Origin of the sequence: Bradyrhizobium septentrionale, from assembly GCF_011516645.4 — a bacterium.
Lineage (GTDB): Bacteria > Pseudomonadota > Alphaproteobacteria > Rhizobiales > Xanthobacteraceae > Bradyrhizobium > Bradyrhizobium septentrionale.
Window position 1 is genome coordinate 4,822,326 of the sequence record NZ_CP088285.1, and the last position, 17,239, is coordinate 4,839,564.

At 59.4% G+C, this 17,239-nt stretch carries 14 protein-coding genes and 1 pseudogene; 7 read left to right on the top strand and 8 right to left on the bottom strand.

What is annotated here, in order from left to right; all coding sequences use genetic code 11:
* Window positions 1-14: 14 nt before the first annotated feature.
* Window positions 15-1,043: a radical SAM/SPASM domain-containing protein gene (locus HAP48_RS24760; protein WP_224496572.1), complete on the bottom strand. Its 1,029-nt coding sequence runs from the start codon at window positions 1,041-1,043 to the stop codon at window positions 15-17.
* A 534-nt stretch (window positions 1,044-1,577) separates the two neighbouring features.
* Here HAP48_RS24760 and HAP48_RS24765 point away from each other — a divergent pair.
* Window positions 1,578-2,819 (top strand): cytochrome P450, encoded by a 1,242-nt coding sequence (locus HAP48_RS24765; RefSeq protein ID WP_029083936.1) that lies wholly within the window; start codon window positions 1,578-1,580, stop codon window positions 2,817-2,819.
* A gap of 197 nt (window positions 2,820-3,016) precedes the next feature.
* Window positions 3,017-3,361 (top strand): hypothetical protein, encoded by a 345-nt coding sequence (locus tag HAP48_RS24770; protein WP_224496573.1) that lies wholly within the window; start codon window positions 3,017-3,019, stop codon window positions 3,359-3,361.
* Window positions 3,362-4,365: 1,004 nt separating this feature from the next.
* Here the strand turns inward: HAP48_RS24770 and HAP48_RS24775 are convergent.
* Entirely contained in the window at window positions 4,366-4,689 is a 324-nt protein-coding gene (locus tag HAP48_RS24775) for a hypothetical protein (protein WP_156928880.1), read from the bottom strand.
* Window positions 4,690-5,675: 986 nt separating this feature from the next.
* On the opposite strand from HAP48_RS24775, the gene HAP48_RS24780 reads away from it, so the two are divergent.
* From HAP48_RS24780 to tnpB (HAP48_RS24790), 3 genes are all read left to right on the top strand, one after another.
* Window positions 5,676-7,940: a hypothetical protein gene (locus HAP48_RS24780; protein WP_029083940.1), complete on the top strand. Its 2,265-nt coding sequence runs from the start codon at window positions 5,676-5,678 to the stop codon at window positions 7,938-7,940.
* A 91-nt stretch (window positions 7,941-8,031) separates the two neighbouring features.
* The gene (gene tnpA, locus HAP48_RS24785) at window positions 8,032-8,427 is read left to right on the top strand and encodes an IS66-like element accessory protein TnpA (protein WP_166204038.1); all 396 of its coding nucleotides are present in this window, start codon (window positions 8,032-8,034) and stop codon (window positions 8,425-8,427) included.
* Complete coding sequence (gene tnpB, locus HAP48_RS24790) at window positions 8,424-8,720, top strand: IS66 family insertion sequence element accessory protein TnpB (RefSeq protein ID WP_166209414.1); 297 nt, start codon at window positions 8,424-8,426, stop codon at window positions 8,718-8,720. Before tnpA (HAP48_RS24785) ends, tnpB (HAP48_RS24790) begins: the two co-directional genes overlap by 4 nt.
* Window positions 8,721-8,737: 17 nt before the next feature.
* Here tnpB (HAP48_RS24790) and tnpC (HAP48_RS24795) read toward each other — a convergent pair whose 3' ends face one another.
* From tnpC (HAP48_RS24795) to tnpA (HAP48_RS24805), 3 genes are all read right to left on the bottom strand, one after another.
* Window positions 8,738-10,339, bottom strand: coding sequence for an IS66 family transposase (tnpC, locus tag HAP48_RS24795; protein WP_166205729.1), 1,602 nt, complete (start codon window positions 10,337-10,339; stop codon window positions 8,738-8,740).
* A 125-nt stretch (window positions 10,340-10,464) separates the two neighbouring features.
* On the bottom strand, window positions 10,465-10,818 hold the full coding sequence (gene tnpB, locus HAP48_RS24800) for an IS66 family insertion sequence element accessory protein TnpB (protein ID WP_166205730.1): 354 nt from the start codon (window positions 10,816-10,818) through the stop codon (window positions 10,465-10,467).
* Complete coding sequence (gene tnpA / locus HAP48_RS24805; protein WP_166205731.1) at window positions 10,799-11,245, bottom strand: IS66-like element accessory protein TnpA; 447 nt, start codon at window positions 11,243-11,245, stop codon at window positions 10,799-10,801. The genes tnpB (HAP48_RS24800) and tnpA (HAP48_RS24805) overlap by 20 nt, the downstream gene beginning before the upstream one ends.
* 61 nt (window positions 11,246-11,306) lie before the next feature.
* Here tnpA (HAP48_RS24805) and tnpB (HAP48_RS24810) point away from each other — a divergent pair, with 61 nt between their 5' ends.
* Together tnpB (HAP48_RS24810) and tnpC (HAP48_RS24815) are read left to right on the top strand one after the other, a co-directional pair.
* A complete protein-coding gene (gene tnpB, locus HAP48_RS24810; RefSeq protein ID WP_166209411.1) occupies window positions 11,307-11,483 on the top strand; it encodes an IS66 family insertion sequence element accessory protein TnpB in 177 nt (58 codons plus the stop codon).
* A 46-nt stretch (window positions 11,484-11,529) separates the two neighbouring features.
* The gene (gene tnpC, locus HAP48_RS24815) at window positions 11,530-13,203 is read left to right on the top strand and encodes an IS66 family transposase (protein WP_166209409.1); all 1,674 of its coding nucleotides are present in this window, start codon (window positions 11,530-11,532) and stop codon (window positions 13,201-13,203) included.
* 915 nt (window positions 13,204-14,118) lie between these two features.
* Here the strand turns inward: tnpC (HAP48_RS24815) and HAP48_RS24825 are convergent.
* From HAP48_RS24825 to HAP48_RS24835, 3 genes and pseudogenes are all read right to left on the bottom strand, one after another.
* Window positions 14,119-14,696 (bottom strand): annotated as a pseudogene (locus tag HAP48_RS24825) (anthranilate synthase component II).
* Window positions 14,693-16,087 (bottom strand): anthranilate synthase component I family protein, encoded by a 1,395-nt coding sequence (locus HAP48_RS24830; protein ID WP_029083941.1) that lies wholly within the window; start codon window positions 16,085-16,087, stop codon window positions 14,693-14,695. Before HAP48_RS24830 ends, HAP48_RS24825 begins: the two are co-directional and overlap by 4 nt.
* Window positions 16,088-16,207: 120 nt before the next feature.
* The gene (locus HAP48_RS24835) at window positions 16,208-16,567 is read right to left on the bottom strand and encodes a Dabb family protein (RefSeq protein WP_029083942.1); all 360 of its coding nucleotides are present in this window, start codon (window positions 16,565-16,567) and stop codon (window positions 16,208-16,210) included.
* Window positions 16,568-17,239 lie beyond the last annotated feature (672 nt).

Genomic DNA, 17,239 nt, shown 5'->3' on the forward strand with positions numbered 1-17,239 from the left:
TGCTGGCCTGCTCCTCAAAAGGCGTGACCGGCACCGGTCATGCCTCCCGACGATTGCGGTTTGGCATATTCACATCTCCTGCAAAGCAGAAAGCCGTCCATTCCGTTCATGCGATCGATGATTTCGCGAAATATCGGTGTTTCGAAGAGATCCTCGTATTCGTCTCGCAGAAGATTGCCCAGGACATGATGCCGCTCAAAATCCATGCCGCACAGACTAATGTCGCAGTTCGGGAGGAGGACATTTCGATTTTGCCGTTCGCCAATGCAAGTTAGAGTGCCGACGAGAGGCCGTCGTGGTTTGATGATACTCGGATCAGTACGTCCTCGCCTGCTCGTCAGCGGCCGTAAGCGCGTTAACTGTTTGGCGGGAATGATGTCGGCGAGTTTGGGATGGACTTTGCCAAGAACGATGTATCGAATTGAGGGAATGTTCGCCTCGACCAGTCTCCGCATGACATTGAGATAGGTCTTTCCGACAAGGCGGCTGTTCATGTAAGTGCCGTCATCGAGGACGTGCACGACGAAGCTCTTGAACTGCAGCATTTGCAAGCGTCGAACGTCACTCCTATTCATTCCGACAAGGGTCGTGAAAATGCGGATGCCATGGCCGCGTGTGTAAGCATACTCAACCATCGTCGTGCATTCCGGATGGAGCCAAGGCTCCGAGTAACCCGCAAAGCCGATATCGATAACCGCTGGTACGCGTGCCAGACATCGCTTGAAATCCTGAAGACCAAGGTGCTTCGCTTGGGACACGGGTCGTTGGCGTTCTGCGAACTTATCCTGGGGACAATAGGAACATCGGACGATGCACCCTGCCGTCGTCGTAATCTGTAGTTCCCGGCGGCTGGGATTTAGGTCTTGTAACGCCATGAGGTGTGCTGTCATTCGTCTGATCCTTTCAGGTCCCGGCGCAAGGAATTGCAAGCAGCGCGGCGTTCCGCAGCGGGGCGACGCCACCAAACCGCAGCGTTCGCGCGGGCGGCAACCAACGCGGCCGGTCTGGAGGATATGCATGCGATGCAGCAGGCGATCGCGCATCGCGAACTCGATGCCGATCGTTCGCGAAAACGTCCTGCCCTGCCTAAATGGCAAGTTGCTCCTCAGGATGATGGACGCTCGCAGGCTAGTCGCCGTGTTGAAGTACAAATTGGCTTCTCTCGGCGGAACGGTAATTGATTTCGGCGGCGACGATCACTTTGGCAGTTGTCGCCCACGATCCTGCGGCCAACGAAGTAATGAATTGAGGGGGCGGTCCCGAGCAGCCGAAGATGGCGGGGTTAGCCGTTTTCAAAGAAGGATCACATTGCGTCCTGTTCGATAGCTCGAGCAGTAATGCGGCTGCCATGACGCGACGCCTGTCTACCGGTGATAGTTTCTCATCGATCCACTGGAACAGATTGATTTAGAGAGTCAATGCGATCCTGACTGCCGGAAATGGTAGGGGGTGGTTGCGTAAACTTTGCGATACCGTGTCGAACGACAACCCCCAACAAGACACTACGGCAGCTCGAAACCTTAAATCGCTATATGGATCCGTAAGCTCTCGAGCGAGCAAGATCTGCGGAGACGATCATGGAAACTCGATTGGCAGACGTTGGAGCCGACGATGCTTGCAATATCCCGCTGAGCAATCTGGACGTAAGCGAAGCAAAGCGTTTTCAAGATAATAGCATATGGAGCTGCTTCGAGCGGCTGCGAAGGGAAGATCCCGTTCATTACTGCCAAGACAGTCCTTATGGTCCCTATTGGTCCCTAACGAAATACCGAGATATCCTGGCGGTAGATACAAATCATAAGGTATTTTCGTCAGAGCGAGGAGTCACGATTATCGATGTGCCTGATGAGCACTGGACTCAGAGTTTCATCAAGATAGGTCCTCCCAAACATCGCGAGCAGCGCGATACAGTAAGTCCGATAGTTGCACCGGAAAATCTGACAAAACTCGAAGGCTTAATTCGCTGTCGGGTCAGGACGATTCTGGACGGCTTGCCGCGCAATGATGCGTTCAATTGGGTGGACATGGTCTCCATTGAGTTGACGACGCAGATGCTCGCCACACTATTCGACTTTCCATTTGAGGATCGGCGGCTCTTGACCTATTGGTCGGACGTAGGTGTTACAATTCCGAAAAAAGGTCATGCTGTCGATAGCTGGGACAAGCGAAGCAAAATCCTGTTCGAGTGCCTGGACTATTTTACCCGTCTTTGGAATGAGCGCATCAATGCCGAGCCTCGCCTCGACTTGATTTCCATGATGGCGCATTCTCCTGCGACGCGCCATATGGATCCGAGTGAGTTTCTCGGGAATCTGATTCTGCTGATCGTGGGAGGCAATGATACTACGCGCAATTCGATCACCGGGGGGCTCCTGTTCATGAACCGGTATCCCTCCGAGTTGCGAAAACTACGCGATAATCCCAAGCTGGTGTCGAGCGCCGTGTCCGAGATTATTCGATATCAGACACCCATCGCACATATGCGCCGGAACGCCGTGGTCGATACCATCGTGGGTGGGAAACGAATCAGGCAAGGTGACAAGGTCGTCATGTGGTACATCTCTGGTAACCGCGACGAAGAGGTCATCGAGAACGCGAGCAGCTTCGTGATCGACCGCAAGAACGTGCGGCAGCATCTTTCGTTCGGTTTCGGCATCCATCGTTGCGTTGGTCGACATCTTGCGGAACTGCAGTTGAGAATCCTGTGGGAGGAAATGTTGAATGCGGGGCTAGAGGTCAAGGTTGTCGGCGAGCCCGAGCGAATTGCGTCAAATTTTGTGCACGGTTATTCCGTGCTTCCCGTGCGGATCGCAGCTTAGGCCGTGATGCTCTGGATTGGGAGCTGACACCCGCATCACGGTTGCGTTCTTTTTGACCAGTCTTGCTGCTCCATTGGTACCTAATCGGCGTCGATCGGTACTAAGGAGCTGCTCATGGGCACGGAGCTCCGTGAGCGCTAGTGCCTGGCCAAGCCCTTTGCGGTGCCGGCGCCTTTAAGGAGCGTATGAGCTCAATATTGAAGATTGTAGCGGTGGGAGCGCTTTTGCTTGGAGAAGCGCTTTCGATAATCGCGGAGTTGATTGCCTCAAAGCAGTTTGGAAAGGCAGGCGGCGGGCATCTGACAGCGCTCCTGCCGATGTTCCTGCTGATATCCCTCGGCGGTATCCTGCTCGTCTGCGGATACGCACTAGGCTACATGCATCTGAAGAATATTTGGATAATCATCTCCATCTCGGTGGGAGCAAGTTTAGTGGTGGAACCGAGTCTCACGCTTCTGCTCTTTCGAGATGTGCCGACGGCTGGTTCGCTGATCGGGCTGGTGCTTGGCGCGCTTGGTACGCTCGCAGCGATATTCCTATGACCGTATTCTGAGAAGGCGAAAAATGGGCGGCAGTTCAGCATGAGTCAACTTTGAAAACGTTGCGCAAGATAGGTTTTGCTCAATTCGAACGCGAGAAAGAAAATATGTTTTGACGGACGTTCTGCATCTAGTTGGGACGGCATGATCGTTGGCTCCTCTCCTCTGCAGGCGCAGACTGGCGTGTCATTTCCAAAGAGCGGGGCTTATGCGGCAGCCAAAGGTCTCTCAATCGATATATCTCGGGTCGTTTTCCCTCACCACAACAATTCAGTCCGATCTGAGAGACTGTAAGCGGCAAAGAGACTGAAAGAGACCTCGTCTGGTGGAGTGGGTGGGTTACCCTTACGCTTCAGCACATTACCAACGGCTGGCCAAACAGCGAGATGAGACACTTATGCCATGGAATCACGCCGCCTGAACGGCCTCAGTTTGCCGCTTACCGCTGGACTTCGCTGCGCATAAAGACGATCGCCCACTGGACGCCGCCGTGTCGGCTATTGGCGCCTCCATATTTGCTCGCGCGGGTGGGCTCCGGATCGACTAAAAAAGCTGTTCCGCCGTTGCCGGGAGAGCCCGCAAGTGCGCTTGAGCAACAGCAGCCCGATCATGAAGTGCGTCGCGAAATCCGGCCAACATTCTCGCGATAAGCGGCACGACTCGCTGTCGATCCAATCCCATCGATCTGGCCGGCGAGCAGAACCAATTCGCGCTTTGCTGATCCGGTCCAGCTTGGCCCAGAACAGATCGCCTGATCCCATGGTTGGGTACATCTTCGGCGCATCCCTCCTCGGACATGGATAGGGAGACATGCTTCATCCCCGAAGGGCGTTCGGAAAGCGGAATTGCGAGGTTCTGAGGCTCAAAGCCTCAGAACTTCGCATTCTCAAAGCAGCCTGCAACAAGAATTGCCGCTCTAACTCGGTTGCTTAGCTCTGGCGACTATGTAACAGGCCTGAAGGCTGCAGGACGCTAGCCACGGGCTGGTTCAGTCATCGTCTGCAGTCTCACCCTTGCCGCGTAAGTCTGACGAACCCTCCTTCGATTAATTCGGCTTTGTGCAGCTTGCCGTCGAGCGCGATGGTTGTTGGGTGGTCAGGGGTAGGCATGTAACCCGCCTCGCGCAGCTTCTCGATCAGGGCCAGCGGGGCCCACTGCTCCGGCAGCGGGACGTTGCGACGGCAGGTCTCCCGGAAGAATGCTCCGAAATCTGGTACGCCCTGCGGCCCCTCGCCCATCCTCTGGTCCTCCGGGGGATTGTGGATGAGACGAGTGCCGCTGGTCGGGTCCTGCGTGGCCGTATAGCGGTGACCCCGGATCTCGTAGGACATCGTCGGCTGGTCCGCGTCCGGCAAAAGACCGTGGTGGGACAGTCTCTCGATCATTCGTTGCGGGGCGGGTTGAGAACCATGGGAAAATCTCTCGGGAACCGCCCATGAGACATCATATGTTTCCTCAGGGGCAGCCGATGAGGGCCCCGCCTCGTTCGTCCTTGCTTCATCCAGGAACTGACGAAGGTAATCTTCATCCTCTTGATTCCAGGCGTACTCCTCTGGGGACCTTGACGGCCCGGCACCGCCGATTCGGTTTAAGTCCATGCTGCTCTCCTTGTTGCCTTTGGGAACATGGTCTCTTGCAGGTCCGCCCAATGGATAGCTCAGCGTCAGCAGTTCCTTCGGCGAGAGACCAGATTGCTATGGTAGGAGAGTCGGCTGTCCAGAAGCTGACGAGCTGCCAGGAAAGCAGCTATGTCAACTCGCATGCTGTGGCCTGCCGCACCTAGGCACTGACGCTGATATCCGTCATATCGGGATGTAGGAGAGGCGGCGGCTCTGCCGCGTTCGGGAGGTTCTCCCTCGACTTCGCTTGTCTGGCCTCGAGCCGCTTCATATCATCGATGATGGCTTTGATCGTCCCGCCGGCTTTGATGGCAGGCAACAGCTTTCCAAAGTTCCACACTCGATGCGCGTGGGCGGAAGTTTATCCTATCGAAAGTTACCATCTCTGTTGAATGGTCAGAGGTGCGTCAGCGGTGAATAGCGATCGCAGCGCGAGAGGTTTCCGTGTACCCGCGGCGGAGAATGTTGTGGCCTTCCGCAGATAAAGGCGCCTGCATAGCTGCCGGTTCTTAAGGATTGCCGTCACGGCGGATGCCGGCGCGGGCTGCAAGCATATCGTTATGGCGGCCGCGGTCATGATGCGGCTGACTATCCCGCACCTGTCGATTTGGATTTCCTTGTGAATCCGAGAGAACGCTTTTCGTCAGCCAGGCGGCCCATCTAGTAGGCTGCACATTCTCACTGATCGGAGATGGAATATGACCGGCATTGGCCGACCAGACAAATCGCCCGTTGGGCCTACAGGAGCGGACAGCACGTGGAGATCGAGCGGTTCGCGCTCGCAGTACGATCTCGCCCCAGGGGAAGGTGGCCAATCGTTCGACTCCGTCGTCGAGCGTATGCGCCCCGGGCCTCAAGATAGAACGGCGCCGCTCGCCGGCCAACCGCGAACTTCGGGTGGCGCAGTCCCCATTTCCTCGAGTGGCGACGATGTCAATGCAGCAGAGCGAATGGATAGCCTGCTTAAGGAACTTGATGCTTGCCGCAATGCGGCTATGCAATGTCGGAACTCGTCTGAGGCGCAAAACTTGATCGATCAGCTCGTCAAGGCCGGCTCAACAGTCCTGGACTACTACGCAAGCTTGCCCGCGCATCTGGCGCGGAGCATGCTGTCTGACGATCAGGCCCGCCGGGTCCGCGACGAGGTGCTCGATGCGGCTGACCAATGCAACACACTGGCCACGCCGACAATCTACGCCTTGGAGCAGAACAGGAAGAATGCGGCAACCGTGCTTGGCCGGATGCGCCAATCCAACGCTCCGCCCGACCAGCTGAGCCGCGCGGCTTCAAGTGTAGCGAAGCACCATTTGGCCTGCACGGAGTGGTGGGGGAAGAAGGCATTGCGCTCGGAACGAATGCGGTCGGTCTGCGTGGCCACAGCGAACTTGCCAGGTACAGCAGCCGAGATGCGGCAGGCCGAAGAGGCCACGCTACGATTGCACACGGGCTGGGCACTGTATACGCAGTGCATGTATCTGCAATCGAAGATCGCCCTCGCGCAGGTGCTGATTGAGCCGCGGGCGAGCACGTTCGAACCAGCCGTCAAGCAGATCCTCATGGGTGAGGACGGGCGCGCGCGTTTGCTCGCAACCTTCATCGAGGATGTTTTTCCGGCATTCGTCTCGACAGTCGACGCTGTGCTAAACAGCCAAGGACGGGCGCTCGATGCGGAGCACTGCGCCGTTCTGGAAGGGGTCATGGAGCGGCTGTCGGAATTTGGTGGGACGTTGCATGACATCATTGTCGAGTTGAGCGGCGTCGGAACGGGTGCCGACCTCCCAATGGACCTCTTGAACCAGATCGTGGAGGGCGCGTGGGTCACGGCGGACGACGTCATGCGTCTCGTGGTGGTGCAACCGAAGATGCCGGCCATCATTGGACCACAGGCCGAACATGGGGCTGGGACGCCGGTCAATACGACCCGCAGGGCTGCAGTCACCGAAGGTAATGCAGCGCGCAGGAAGGGGAAGGGCAAGCGCACGCCGGCTCCTGGCGCGGGGAGCTCGGCGGCCGGGCTGCCGGAGCCTTTGGTCGCAGGGCCCGACGCCGGCACCCCGCCGACAGCCAGGGTTATCGTGCTCTCGGATCTGGGCACGAAGAAACTTGCGACTGCGGAGGAGGCACATGCGAGAGCGTCATCGTTAGCGACGGGGCACTTGGCGATATGGCAGGCCCCACCGTCGAAGGAGGCATTGGCGCGTCTGCTCGAGCGATTGGACGAACTTCTGCAGTTCGATCTGGCCGGTCAGCAAAGGGCCGCCTCGCAAGCGCGCCACATGAAACCCGAGGACGCCGACCACGTCGTGGACACTGTCGTCGAGCGCCTGCAGACGCAAGCCGCGGAGATTGAAGCCTGTCTAGCCTCGCTGGAGCAGCCCCGTCGACGCGGTGTATTCACGCCCGCGCAAGTGCGCGACGTGCACAGTAAAACAGTCCGGCTCAACGTAATGTTGTCCGATGTGCAGGGGCTTGCCAAGGCTTTGAAGGAACGAAAGGCCACGACCAGGATCGATTGCATGAAGACCTACGCCTTTCCGTCGCAGAGTTACCTTGAACACTTGCGGGCGGCCGGGGAGCTGGCGCATCCGGATCCGCCACGCGCGTTGAAGGGCGAGCCAGGGACGCTGTTTGAGATCAAACTGCAGCCCAATGCGCTTCGCAATGATACGATGCCAAGTCCAATGTGGGTGCACATCCATACGAAGCGGCCGGTATATGCGTGGCAGTTGGCAACGCTGGACGACAGCGACTTCGCCGCTTGCCACGTGAAGTCCAACGAACAGCGCGGCTACAATCGACTCTGGCAGAACGCCCGAGCCGCGACGGGTCATGAGAACGTCGTGATCCACCGCGGCAAGCTCACGCCTGCGTTCTGTAGGTCGTTGTTGAGCATAGCCTCGAGCGACTGCCCAACCTATGCGTTTGCCGAGGCGGAGCAGGGGCCAAAGCGGGCTACTCGATAGTTGGAGTGTATCGCAGCAGAGTGCCGTTCGTGGGTATCCGTCCGAGGGCGGCCGTCTTGCGAGTTTTTCCGATCTGTAGCTGACTGTCCTTATGGACGTACATAAGGACAGTGCGGTGCTGAGCCGCATGGATTTGGTGGAGACCGGTCGGCGGCGACGCTGGACGCGTGCGGAGAAGCTCAGAATCGTAGAGGAGAGCTTCTCGGGGCCACGACTGGTGTCGGCGACGGCTCGCCGGTATGGGATATCACGTCAGCTTCTGCTGAGCTGGCGCAAGGCTTGGACCTGTCATGATCCGGCCGAAGAGGATTCGATCGGCCCGACATTCGTCCCTGCGATAGTTGCGGCAAGTACGCCGCCAACGACGGAAGCTGTCGAGACAGGTCAGATCGAAATCGTGAGCCCTCAGGGGCTGCGCGTGGTCTTCGGCCCCGGTGCGGATATCGAGGCGGTCGTTCGAATTGCTCGGGGCCTGGCGCGCCGATGATCCCGATCCCGACGGGCGTGCGGGTGTGGCTGGCGACGGGCCATACCGACATGCGGTGCGGCTTTCCGAGCCTGGCTCTGCGCGTGCAGGAAGTGCTCAAGCGCGACGCCATGGGCGGCGGTCTTTTCTGCTTCCGGGGCAAACGCGGTGATCTATTGAAGGTCATTTGGCACGATGGCCAGGGCGCCTGCTTGTTCGTAAGCGCGCATTTTACTGCACAGGCTGCGCGCGCGGCTGGCCGCGGCGTCGCGTGGCGCCGGGGCCCAGCGGGATCATCGGAACGGCTTGATTGATCCTGAGCGTTTGACGGTCAGCCGCTGTCGTTGTCAGCTGGCAGGTTTTTTTGAGCGGTGCAATTGAACGGCAACAGATCTTCGATATCGGCGTCTGGCGCGCGTTGGGGCAATTCGGTGAGCGCGTGACGTAGCCATGCATAGGGATCGACGCCGCATGCCCGGCATGTCAGCACCAAACTGTAGATCACGGCGCTTGCCTTGGCGCCGGCAACGGTGTCGCTGAACAGCCAACTTTTTCGTCCGGTGCAAAACGGCCTGATGTCGCGCTCCAGAACATTGTTATCGATCGGGGCGAGACCGTCACTGGTGTAACGGGTCAGATAATCCCATTGGTTGCGTGCATAGGCGATCGCCTTGCCGGTCAAGCTTTCGGGTAGCACCTTCGGCGCCTGGTCGTCGAGCCAGGTCCGGAAGGCGGCCAATACCGGCAGGCTATGCTGCTGGCGCAGCCGCAAGGTGTATGCGGCGCGCGTTTCGCCGTCGGGCGGCGTCTGGCGCGCCACCCTCTCGACCTCGTACAACGCCTCGAAGAACTTGAGCGCCTGCAATGGCGGACCGCCAGGCTTTGTCCTGGCCTTGAGCGCATCGGTAAATTTCCTGCGCGCATGCGCCATACAGCCGAGATGGGTCGCGCCTGTCAGCGTGCGCCAGGCGTCATAGCCGTCGCTCATCAACAAGCCGCGATAGCCGGCCAGGAAGGCCTGAGGATGTTGCTGGCCGCGACCGGGCTGGTAATCGAACAGCACGACCGGCTGCGCGCAGTCCTGGCCGCTGCGATAGGCCCACATGAAGGATTTGGCCTGCGCATCACGGCCGTCCTCTTTAAGAACCTGGACCCAGGTTTCGTCGCCGTGGACCAGGGGCTGCGACATGAGCTTTTGCTGTAGCGCGTCATAGACCCGATGCAGATGCAACTCGCTCGCCCGGATCACCCAGTTGCCCAGCGTCCCGCGGCTGATGCTGACGTCGGCGCGCCCCAGCGCGTCCGCCACACGGTACAGCGGCGTGCCGTCGACGTATTTGTTGGCGAGCACCAGCGCCAGCGTCGATGGCGTGGCGACGCTACCCGGCAGCGGCTGCGCCGGCATCGGCGCGGTCACAATCGGGGTGTTCAGCGCGGTGCGCTCGCAGTGACGGCAGGCATATTTGAACCGCACATGTTGCAGCACCGACGCCTTGACCTCGACGTGCAACTGCTCGGTGACGGTCTCGCCCATCCGATGCATCCGATTATGGCAGCACGGACAGTCCTTTTGATCCTCACCCAGATCGTGTTCGACGCGTTGGCGCGGCAGATCGTCAGGCAGCGGCTTGCGGCCGCGTGCCTTCGGCGCCGGCTTTGGAGCCTCCGGCAATCCCGTGTCCGGCACGGCGACCGCCTCGACATCGTCGTCGTCCCGGCTTTCAGCGGCGGCCTGCTCGGCTTCGTTGAAGATGCGCTCCTTGAGCTTTTCGCTCTTCGGCGCATACCGGTGCAGGCGCTCCAGGCGCAACTGCTCCTCTAGATGCAGCACGCGTTGTGCGAGTTTCTCGTTTTCGGCCTTCAGCGCCGCGATCTCGGCCGCGTGCGCCGCGATCAAGGCTTCCAGTTCGTGCGTCGTGGGCTTGCGACTCATCGGAGTCTTGAATCGAAGTCATGCCGCCGCGTCAACCGGGCTCCCATGTCTTCGTCATGTCTTCGGCCGCGTCATCTGAGAACGGCCATGCCGAAGCCCGATGACGCCGCCCGCATCGAACACGCTCAGCCCACGCTCTGATATTGCCGCACCGGATGACGACGCACCGCCGCGATGTTGATGCCGTCAAGCAGCCAGTGCAGCTCCTCCGTCGTCAGCGTCAGCACCGCCTCCTGACTTCGGGGCCAGTGGAATCTGTCGGCCTCCAGCCGCTTCAGCAGCATCCAAAATCCTGACCGATCATAAATCAGCAGCTTGATCCGGTCGCGGCGACGATTGCAGAACGCGAACACCGCGCGCTGGAACGGATCCAGCCCCATCGACTGCTCGACCACGATCGCCAGGCTGTTGATGCCCGCCCGGAAGTCAATCGGTTCGCGGTGAAGGTAGACCCGAAGATCAGACGCCAGTCGGAACATCGCAACGCCCCAGCGCTTCAATCACCGCCGACAGCAACTGCGCGTCGCCGCCTTCCAGCGAAAGCGTCACGCCGTTGGGCATCGATGCCGTCAGCCGCCCTGCACAGGATCGCTCCGTCGCGCAAACCGCAATCGCGCCAGCAGATCGAGTTGGCGACGGCGACGGCGCGCGAACCGGAATAAAGGCTGGCGCAATCGGCGCCCGCGCCTCCGGCTGGCCATCCCCGTTCTGAAGTTGTCGCTTGGCCACCCACTTGCGCAGCAGGTTCGCGTTCACGCCGTGTTGCAGCGCAAGCCCCGCCAGCGACACGCCAGACTGCAGACAGGCCTCGACCAGCCGCTGTTTGCTGGCCGGATCATAGCGACGCCGGCCATTGCGCAACACGCCGACCGTCTCAAGTCTCAAAGGTTCTTCTGGAGTGATCATCGATCGTGTCCACCTCGCTCATGGTGGACACCTCATCCCATCCCCGCGCTCAACTGCATAGGTGCGTAGAAAGGAGCGCTTACGCTTGTTCACCAAAAGACTCGAGAGAGGCAGGTTCATCTGGCCATCGGTTGCTGGTGAATCGGTAACGATCTCTCCGGCGCAGTTGAGCTATCTGTTGTCCGGGATCGATTGGCGCAACCCTCAAGAAACCCAGCGTCCGACGCGGGTCGGATAGTCGTTTTACGGTTTGAATCTGCGGCTCGATCTGATTCAATGGCTCCATGATATCGAAGCCGGATGATCTTCCATCGGACCTTGTCAGTGCCCTGGCGGCGCTGCAGGCCGAGCGTGAGGCGCGACAGAAAGCCGAGGCGAAGGCCGCCAACTGGCAGGCGCAAGCCGCGAATGCGCAGGCGAAACTGTCGGATACCGAGGCGCTGATCGCTCATCTCGAGTTGCGCATCGAGAAGCTGAAACGCGAACTGTACGGGCAGCGCTCCGAGCGCACGGCGCGGCTGCTCGAGCAGTTGGAACTGGAGCTCGAAGACCTCGTCGCCACGGCGAGCGAGGATGAGCTTGCGGCGCAGGCCGCAGCGGCGAAGACGCAGAACGTCCGCCCCTTCACGCGCAAGCGGCCGGTGCGCAAGCCTTGGCCGGACGACATCGAACACGAGCGCGTCGTCATTGACGCTCCGACGAGCTGCGCCTGCTGCGGCGGATCGCGGCTGGCGAAGGTCGGCGAGGATGTGACCAAGACGCTGGAGGAGATCCCGCGTCGCTTCAAGGTCATCGAAACAGTGCGCGAGAAGTTCACCTGCCGCGATTGCGAGAAGATCAGCCAGCCGCCTGCGCCGTTCCATGCCACGCCGCGCGGCTTCATCGGCCCACAATTGCTGGCGACGATCCTGTTCGACAAGTTCGGCATGCATATCCCGCTCAACCGCCAGAGTGCGCGCTTTAAGGCCGAGAGGATCGATTTGCCGCTGTCGACGCTGGCCGACCAGGTCGGCCACGGGACCTTCGCCGTCATGCCACTCTTCCACTTGATCGAACGCCATGTGCTCGCTGCTGAGCGCCTTCATGGCGATGACACCACCATCCGTATCCTGGCGAAGGGCAAGTGCACGACCGGGCGGATCTGGACTTATGTGCGGGATAACCGGCCCTTTGCCGGGCCTGCGCCGCCGGCGGCGGTCTATTACGCCTCGAGCGACCGACGAGGCGAGCATCCGCAGAAGCATCTGGCCGCCTTCGCCGGCATCCTGCAAGCCGATTGCTACAACGGCTTCGAGCCACTGTTCGACCCGCAGAAGAAGGTGCTGCCGATTACGCCGGCGTTTTGCTTCGCCCATGCGCGGCGGGGCTTCTTCGAGCTGGCTGACATCGAGAAGAATGCCCGGGAAGGCAAGAGAGGTAAACCGGTCTCTTCGATCGCGCTGGAGGCGGTCAGGCGCCTGGATGTGTTGTTCGAGATCGAGCGCGCCATTAACGGCTGCGGCGCCGAAGAGCGGCGCGCCGTGCGCCAGGAAAAGAGCAAGCCGCTCCTCGGGGACATGCACGCCTGGTTGCTGCGTGAGCGCGAAACCCTCTCTCGCTCCTCCGAGGTCCTGAAGCCTATGAATTACATGCTCAGGCGCTGGGACGACTTCGCCCGCTTCCTCGACGATGGCAGGATCTGCTTGACCAACAATTGTGCTGAGCGCGCATTGAGAGGCATCGCCTTGGGAAGGCGCAACTGGACCTTCGCCGGCAGCCAGCGTGGTGCCGACCGTGCCGCCATCATGCTGACGATGATCACGACCTGTCGTCTCAACGACGTCGATCCGAAAGCCTGGCTCGCCGACGTCCTCGCCCGTATCGCCGATCTTCCCGCATCGCGTCTGCACGAATTGCTGCCCTGGGAATGGAAGCTCCTGCGCCAAGCCGACAAGCCCGCCGATCAGCAGGCCGCCTGACCTTCACGCAACGCCATCATAGAGCTCGCCGTACCCGCGCGCATGCGTCCATCACGCGGTCCTCGTCGTATGCGTACGTTCGTGGTGATACCCTCGTGGGACCATCCAGCTTCTCGGTGAAGCTACCGTTGAGCGGCTTCCGGGAACCTATCGCCTGATGCGCGCGCGGAAGTCCGACATGGAGCTCTGTTGAGCGGCTTTGCATCCCCCCGAACGGGGCACTTGGGAAAGGTGCCCACTCCAATATCAACTCGCACTGCCCACGCTTCGATTTAGTTCACGATCAATTCCATCCTTGACCCGACGGATCGCAAGAAGTTGCAATCTCGTTTGGGTCTTGCCGCTGGGACCGTCCTGCCATCGATCTTAAAACTGTAGCGCCATTCGCCTGGCAGAGCTTCCCGAATGCTGAATTGCACACCTCTGTGTTGCATAAAGTTCTCTCAAGCCCCGGCACGAGCGTCGCGGCCTGTCGCGCGCCTGCGCCGATCGCGTGCAGATTGACTTTGATTCCTCAATCAACACCGAAGGAAGCCGCCGATCCATAGGACCGGCGGCCAAGTCAAGGGAGGAAAGCCCCCTAGGGCGGCGGTAGTGAAGGCTACCGCAAGGCACCGCCAACTTCTTGGCGGATCTCGAATAAGCATTTTTGAGACCAGGCTGGAGGATAGTCCGCCTGTTATCGAATGGAGGCAATGCGAAGAGGTCCACGCATTGTGCACCCCAAGTAATTCAATTTAGACCGAACGAAAAGAAAAAGTTGCGTACGCATCGTACCAATTGAGCTCTTTCGCGCTTTCTCATTACATCTTCGACTGGTCGGTGCTTACCGCACAACGTTAGGCAAGCCAGATCAAGTGCGCAGTGTGCCATGCTCTAACTCGGGCCAAGCTACCGCGCGCGTGACTTCCGATGTCACGCTCGGAAACTCGCTGCCAGTTGCAAAAAATTCATAAGCAACATGTGACCTTAGTACTGACTCAGGGTGAAACTGCACGCCATAGGTTGGTTGATGCCGGTGTGCTTGAGCCATGATCTCGCCTTCACTTGAACGAGCTGTCACCATGAGATGCGGAGCGTCGGACTCATCGAGTTCGACCGCCAGAGAGTGGTAGCGTCCGGCAGGAAGTGGAGACGGAAGCTGCTTGAACAATCCCCGACCGGCATGCGTTATTGGTGAGGCTCGCCCGTGCGTGGGACAACGGGCACGGCGCCACGCGCCCCCCGAAAACGCTGCCAATACACTGGTGTCCAAGACAGATGCCAAGAATGGGGACGCGACCCGAAAGCTCGCGGACGACGGCAGTGGAAATGCCGGCTTCCATTGGCGTGCGGGGGCCGAGAGAAATGACGATTGCGCGCGGCTTGAGCGCAACGAGATCGGTGATGCTGATCGCGTCATTTCGGACGACTTCTGTCTCTGCACCCAGCATGCGAAGATAACGTGCAATATTGAATACGAAGGAATCGTAATTATCGATGATGAAAATCAAAATGCACCGGGTATCTCGGAATCAAAAGCATCAAAGAGGCGCTGTGCCTTGGCAAGCGTCTCCTCATATTCGGCTTCAGGAGTTGACATCGCCGTTATTCCGCCCCCTGCATGAAACATAGCCAGGTCGCCGTCGATCGTCACAGTACGAATCGCAATGTTCGTGTCAATCTGTCCACTGAATCCAACGAAGCCGATCGCCCCGCAATAGACCTCTCGCGCCACTTTCTCGAGGTCCGCAATGATTTCCATCGATCGCACCTTTGGAACACCAGTCACGGAGCCGCCCGGAAAGCAGGCGCGAAGCAGGCTAACCGCGTCTTGGCCCGCAGCAAGAGTGCCGCTGACGATTGAGACGAGGTGATGCACTGAGGCATAGGATTCCAGGTTGCACAGTGCCATGACATCGACCGAATTGTCTGTACAGACGCGTGACAGATCGTTGCGCAGCAGGTCGACAATCATGACGTTCTCGGCGCGATCCTTTTCGGACGCAAGAAGCACTTTGGCGCGGCGCCGATCTTCCTCGCCGTCGGCGGAACGCGCGATTGTCCCCTTGATGGGGCGTGTTTCGACCTGCTGTCCGTCAAGTTTCAGAAATCGTTCCGGAGAGCTCGATGCGATCGTTAGCTTTCCGTAGCGCAAGAGCGCTCCAAACGGGGCCGGGTTCGATGAGCGGAGCTGGCAATAGAAGGTCAGTGGATCGAATAGCGGCGACACCCTGGCACTGAAACATTGCGCGATGTTCGCCTGAAATATATGCCCGGCCAGAATCAACTCGATGACGCGTTGGACCGCCGGCATGAAGCCTTCGCGGCTAAAGTTCGAATGCCACGGTCCCGCCCTGCTAGGGATTGTGAGTCGAGGTAACCCTGGCCTGGCAAGCAGTGCTGCAAACTCATCAGCGCGACGACGCGCACGCTCGTTTCGTCGAGCGGGCTCCTGCTCCGGCCATCCTGTAGAGACGATCCAGCACTTCTGGTCGCGCTGATCGAAACTGACCACCACGTCATAGAAATGTAGAATTGATTGAGGTAAGCGGAGGCCGGGAAGTGACGGGGCCGGCAGTCGCTCCAGTGTCCGGTTCATGTCGTAAGCAAGGAAGCTGGCGGCGCCGCCCTGGAACGGCGGGAGATCGGGGCGATGTGCTGCTCGGTATCTGGCGAGAAGGCTTCGCAGGACCACCCATGGATCGCCCGCAACGGCCTCTGCATTCCAGCTTGCCTGTCCATCGGCGACCAAATAGGTGCCAAACGGTTCGCAGGTCAAATATGAGTACCGCCCGAGAAGTTCATGCCCTGCCGCGCTATCGAGAAAGGTAAGCTGCGGGTGCTGCGCAAGGCATCGCAGCGCCTTGACAGGCTCGATCCACTGCAACTCGCGGACGTGCATAGGGCTATCGGTTACCGATGATCGGCAGGCCGTAAAGCCGGCTCTGATCGTTGTCCCGGCGCGAACAAGCGCAATTTCCGTCCGACACGTACAAAGCCTCGAGGCTGATCATCATCATGCTTAGCTGCGACTAGCTCGTCGGGGGCGTCGAACAACTTGGCTCAACCCTGACGGTTCAGCGAAATAGACATCTGCTGACAGTTCGTAGTCAGCGGCAAACCGCAGTTCCCGAAGTGGCCGGACGCACCGGATCGCTTCTTGATACAAACCGTGCGTTTTGTACGCAGCGAGATCCATCTCGCTGTCGAACTCACCGTACACCACGACGTCGACTTCATTGCCGAGTTGATCGCTCTTGCGGTTGCGCGCAATCTCGAGCCGGCGTGCATACGGGATTGCGGTGAGAACTGACAGACCTTCGACGATCTGGTCGATGCCGGCTTGATCGTTGGCTGTGAAGAAGACGATGTGACGGATCATGGTGGCCGCAATCGTGACGCTGCAACGTGGCGTTCCTATATCGGCATCAAGCCCAACGCAATGCTGTACGGAAGCCGGCAGCACTTGGCGCGAATTTCTGGAAACCGATCCAGGTTGGCCTCGAAGCAGGACCGACGCTGTGCGTGTTGCCCGCCTTTGCCGTCTTCCATCCGGTCGCATCGTGCCCGAGCGTTATCGCCTGCAAGCGGGCGACCCCATATTCGCCGGAGATTGACGAGGTTCGCATCGACCCGGAACCGCCCGACGTCACGGCGACCAACATGGGCATCTCTAGAATGCATTTGTGCGCCGGTCCATCTTGGCCCCGGGGGCACGTCGCAAGTCTCGCGCGGCTCATGCCGGCGTAAGGCGCCGACAAACCTTGGTATAGGTTTGGCAACCCATTCTATATCGCGCGCTTGCCTTTGTAGAGTTGAGTCACTCGTCGAGTTGTTTGTACTTTCGACGTCGCCGCTGGATCATTCGACAGCGGCGCGGAAGCCGTTAGTGCCGACTGATCCGCTTGCTGCAAGGCGTTGCGTGCCATTGAGGCGTGAGGATGAAGCGGAATGGAAATGCGTGAGCCCGCTTCCGTATTCCGAGTCGGACCTCGGGCCGATTGCGCACAAAATGACATGGGTCTTTATCCTGAAGAGGTGTGTCCTTACTCGC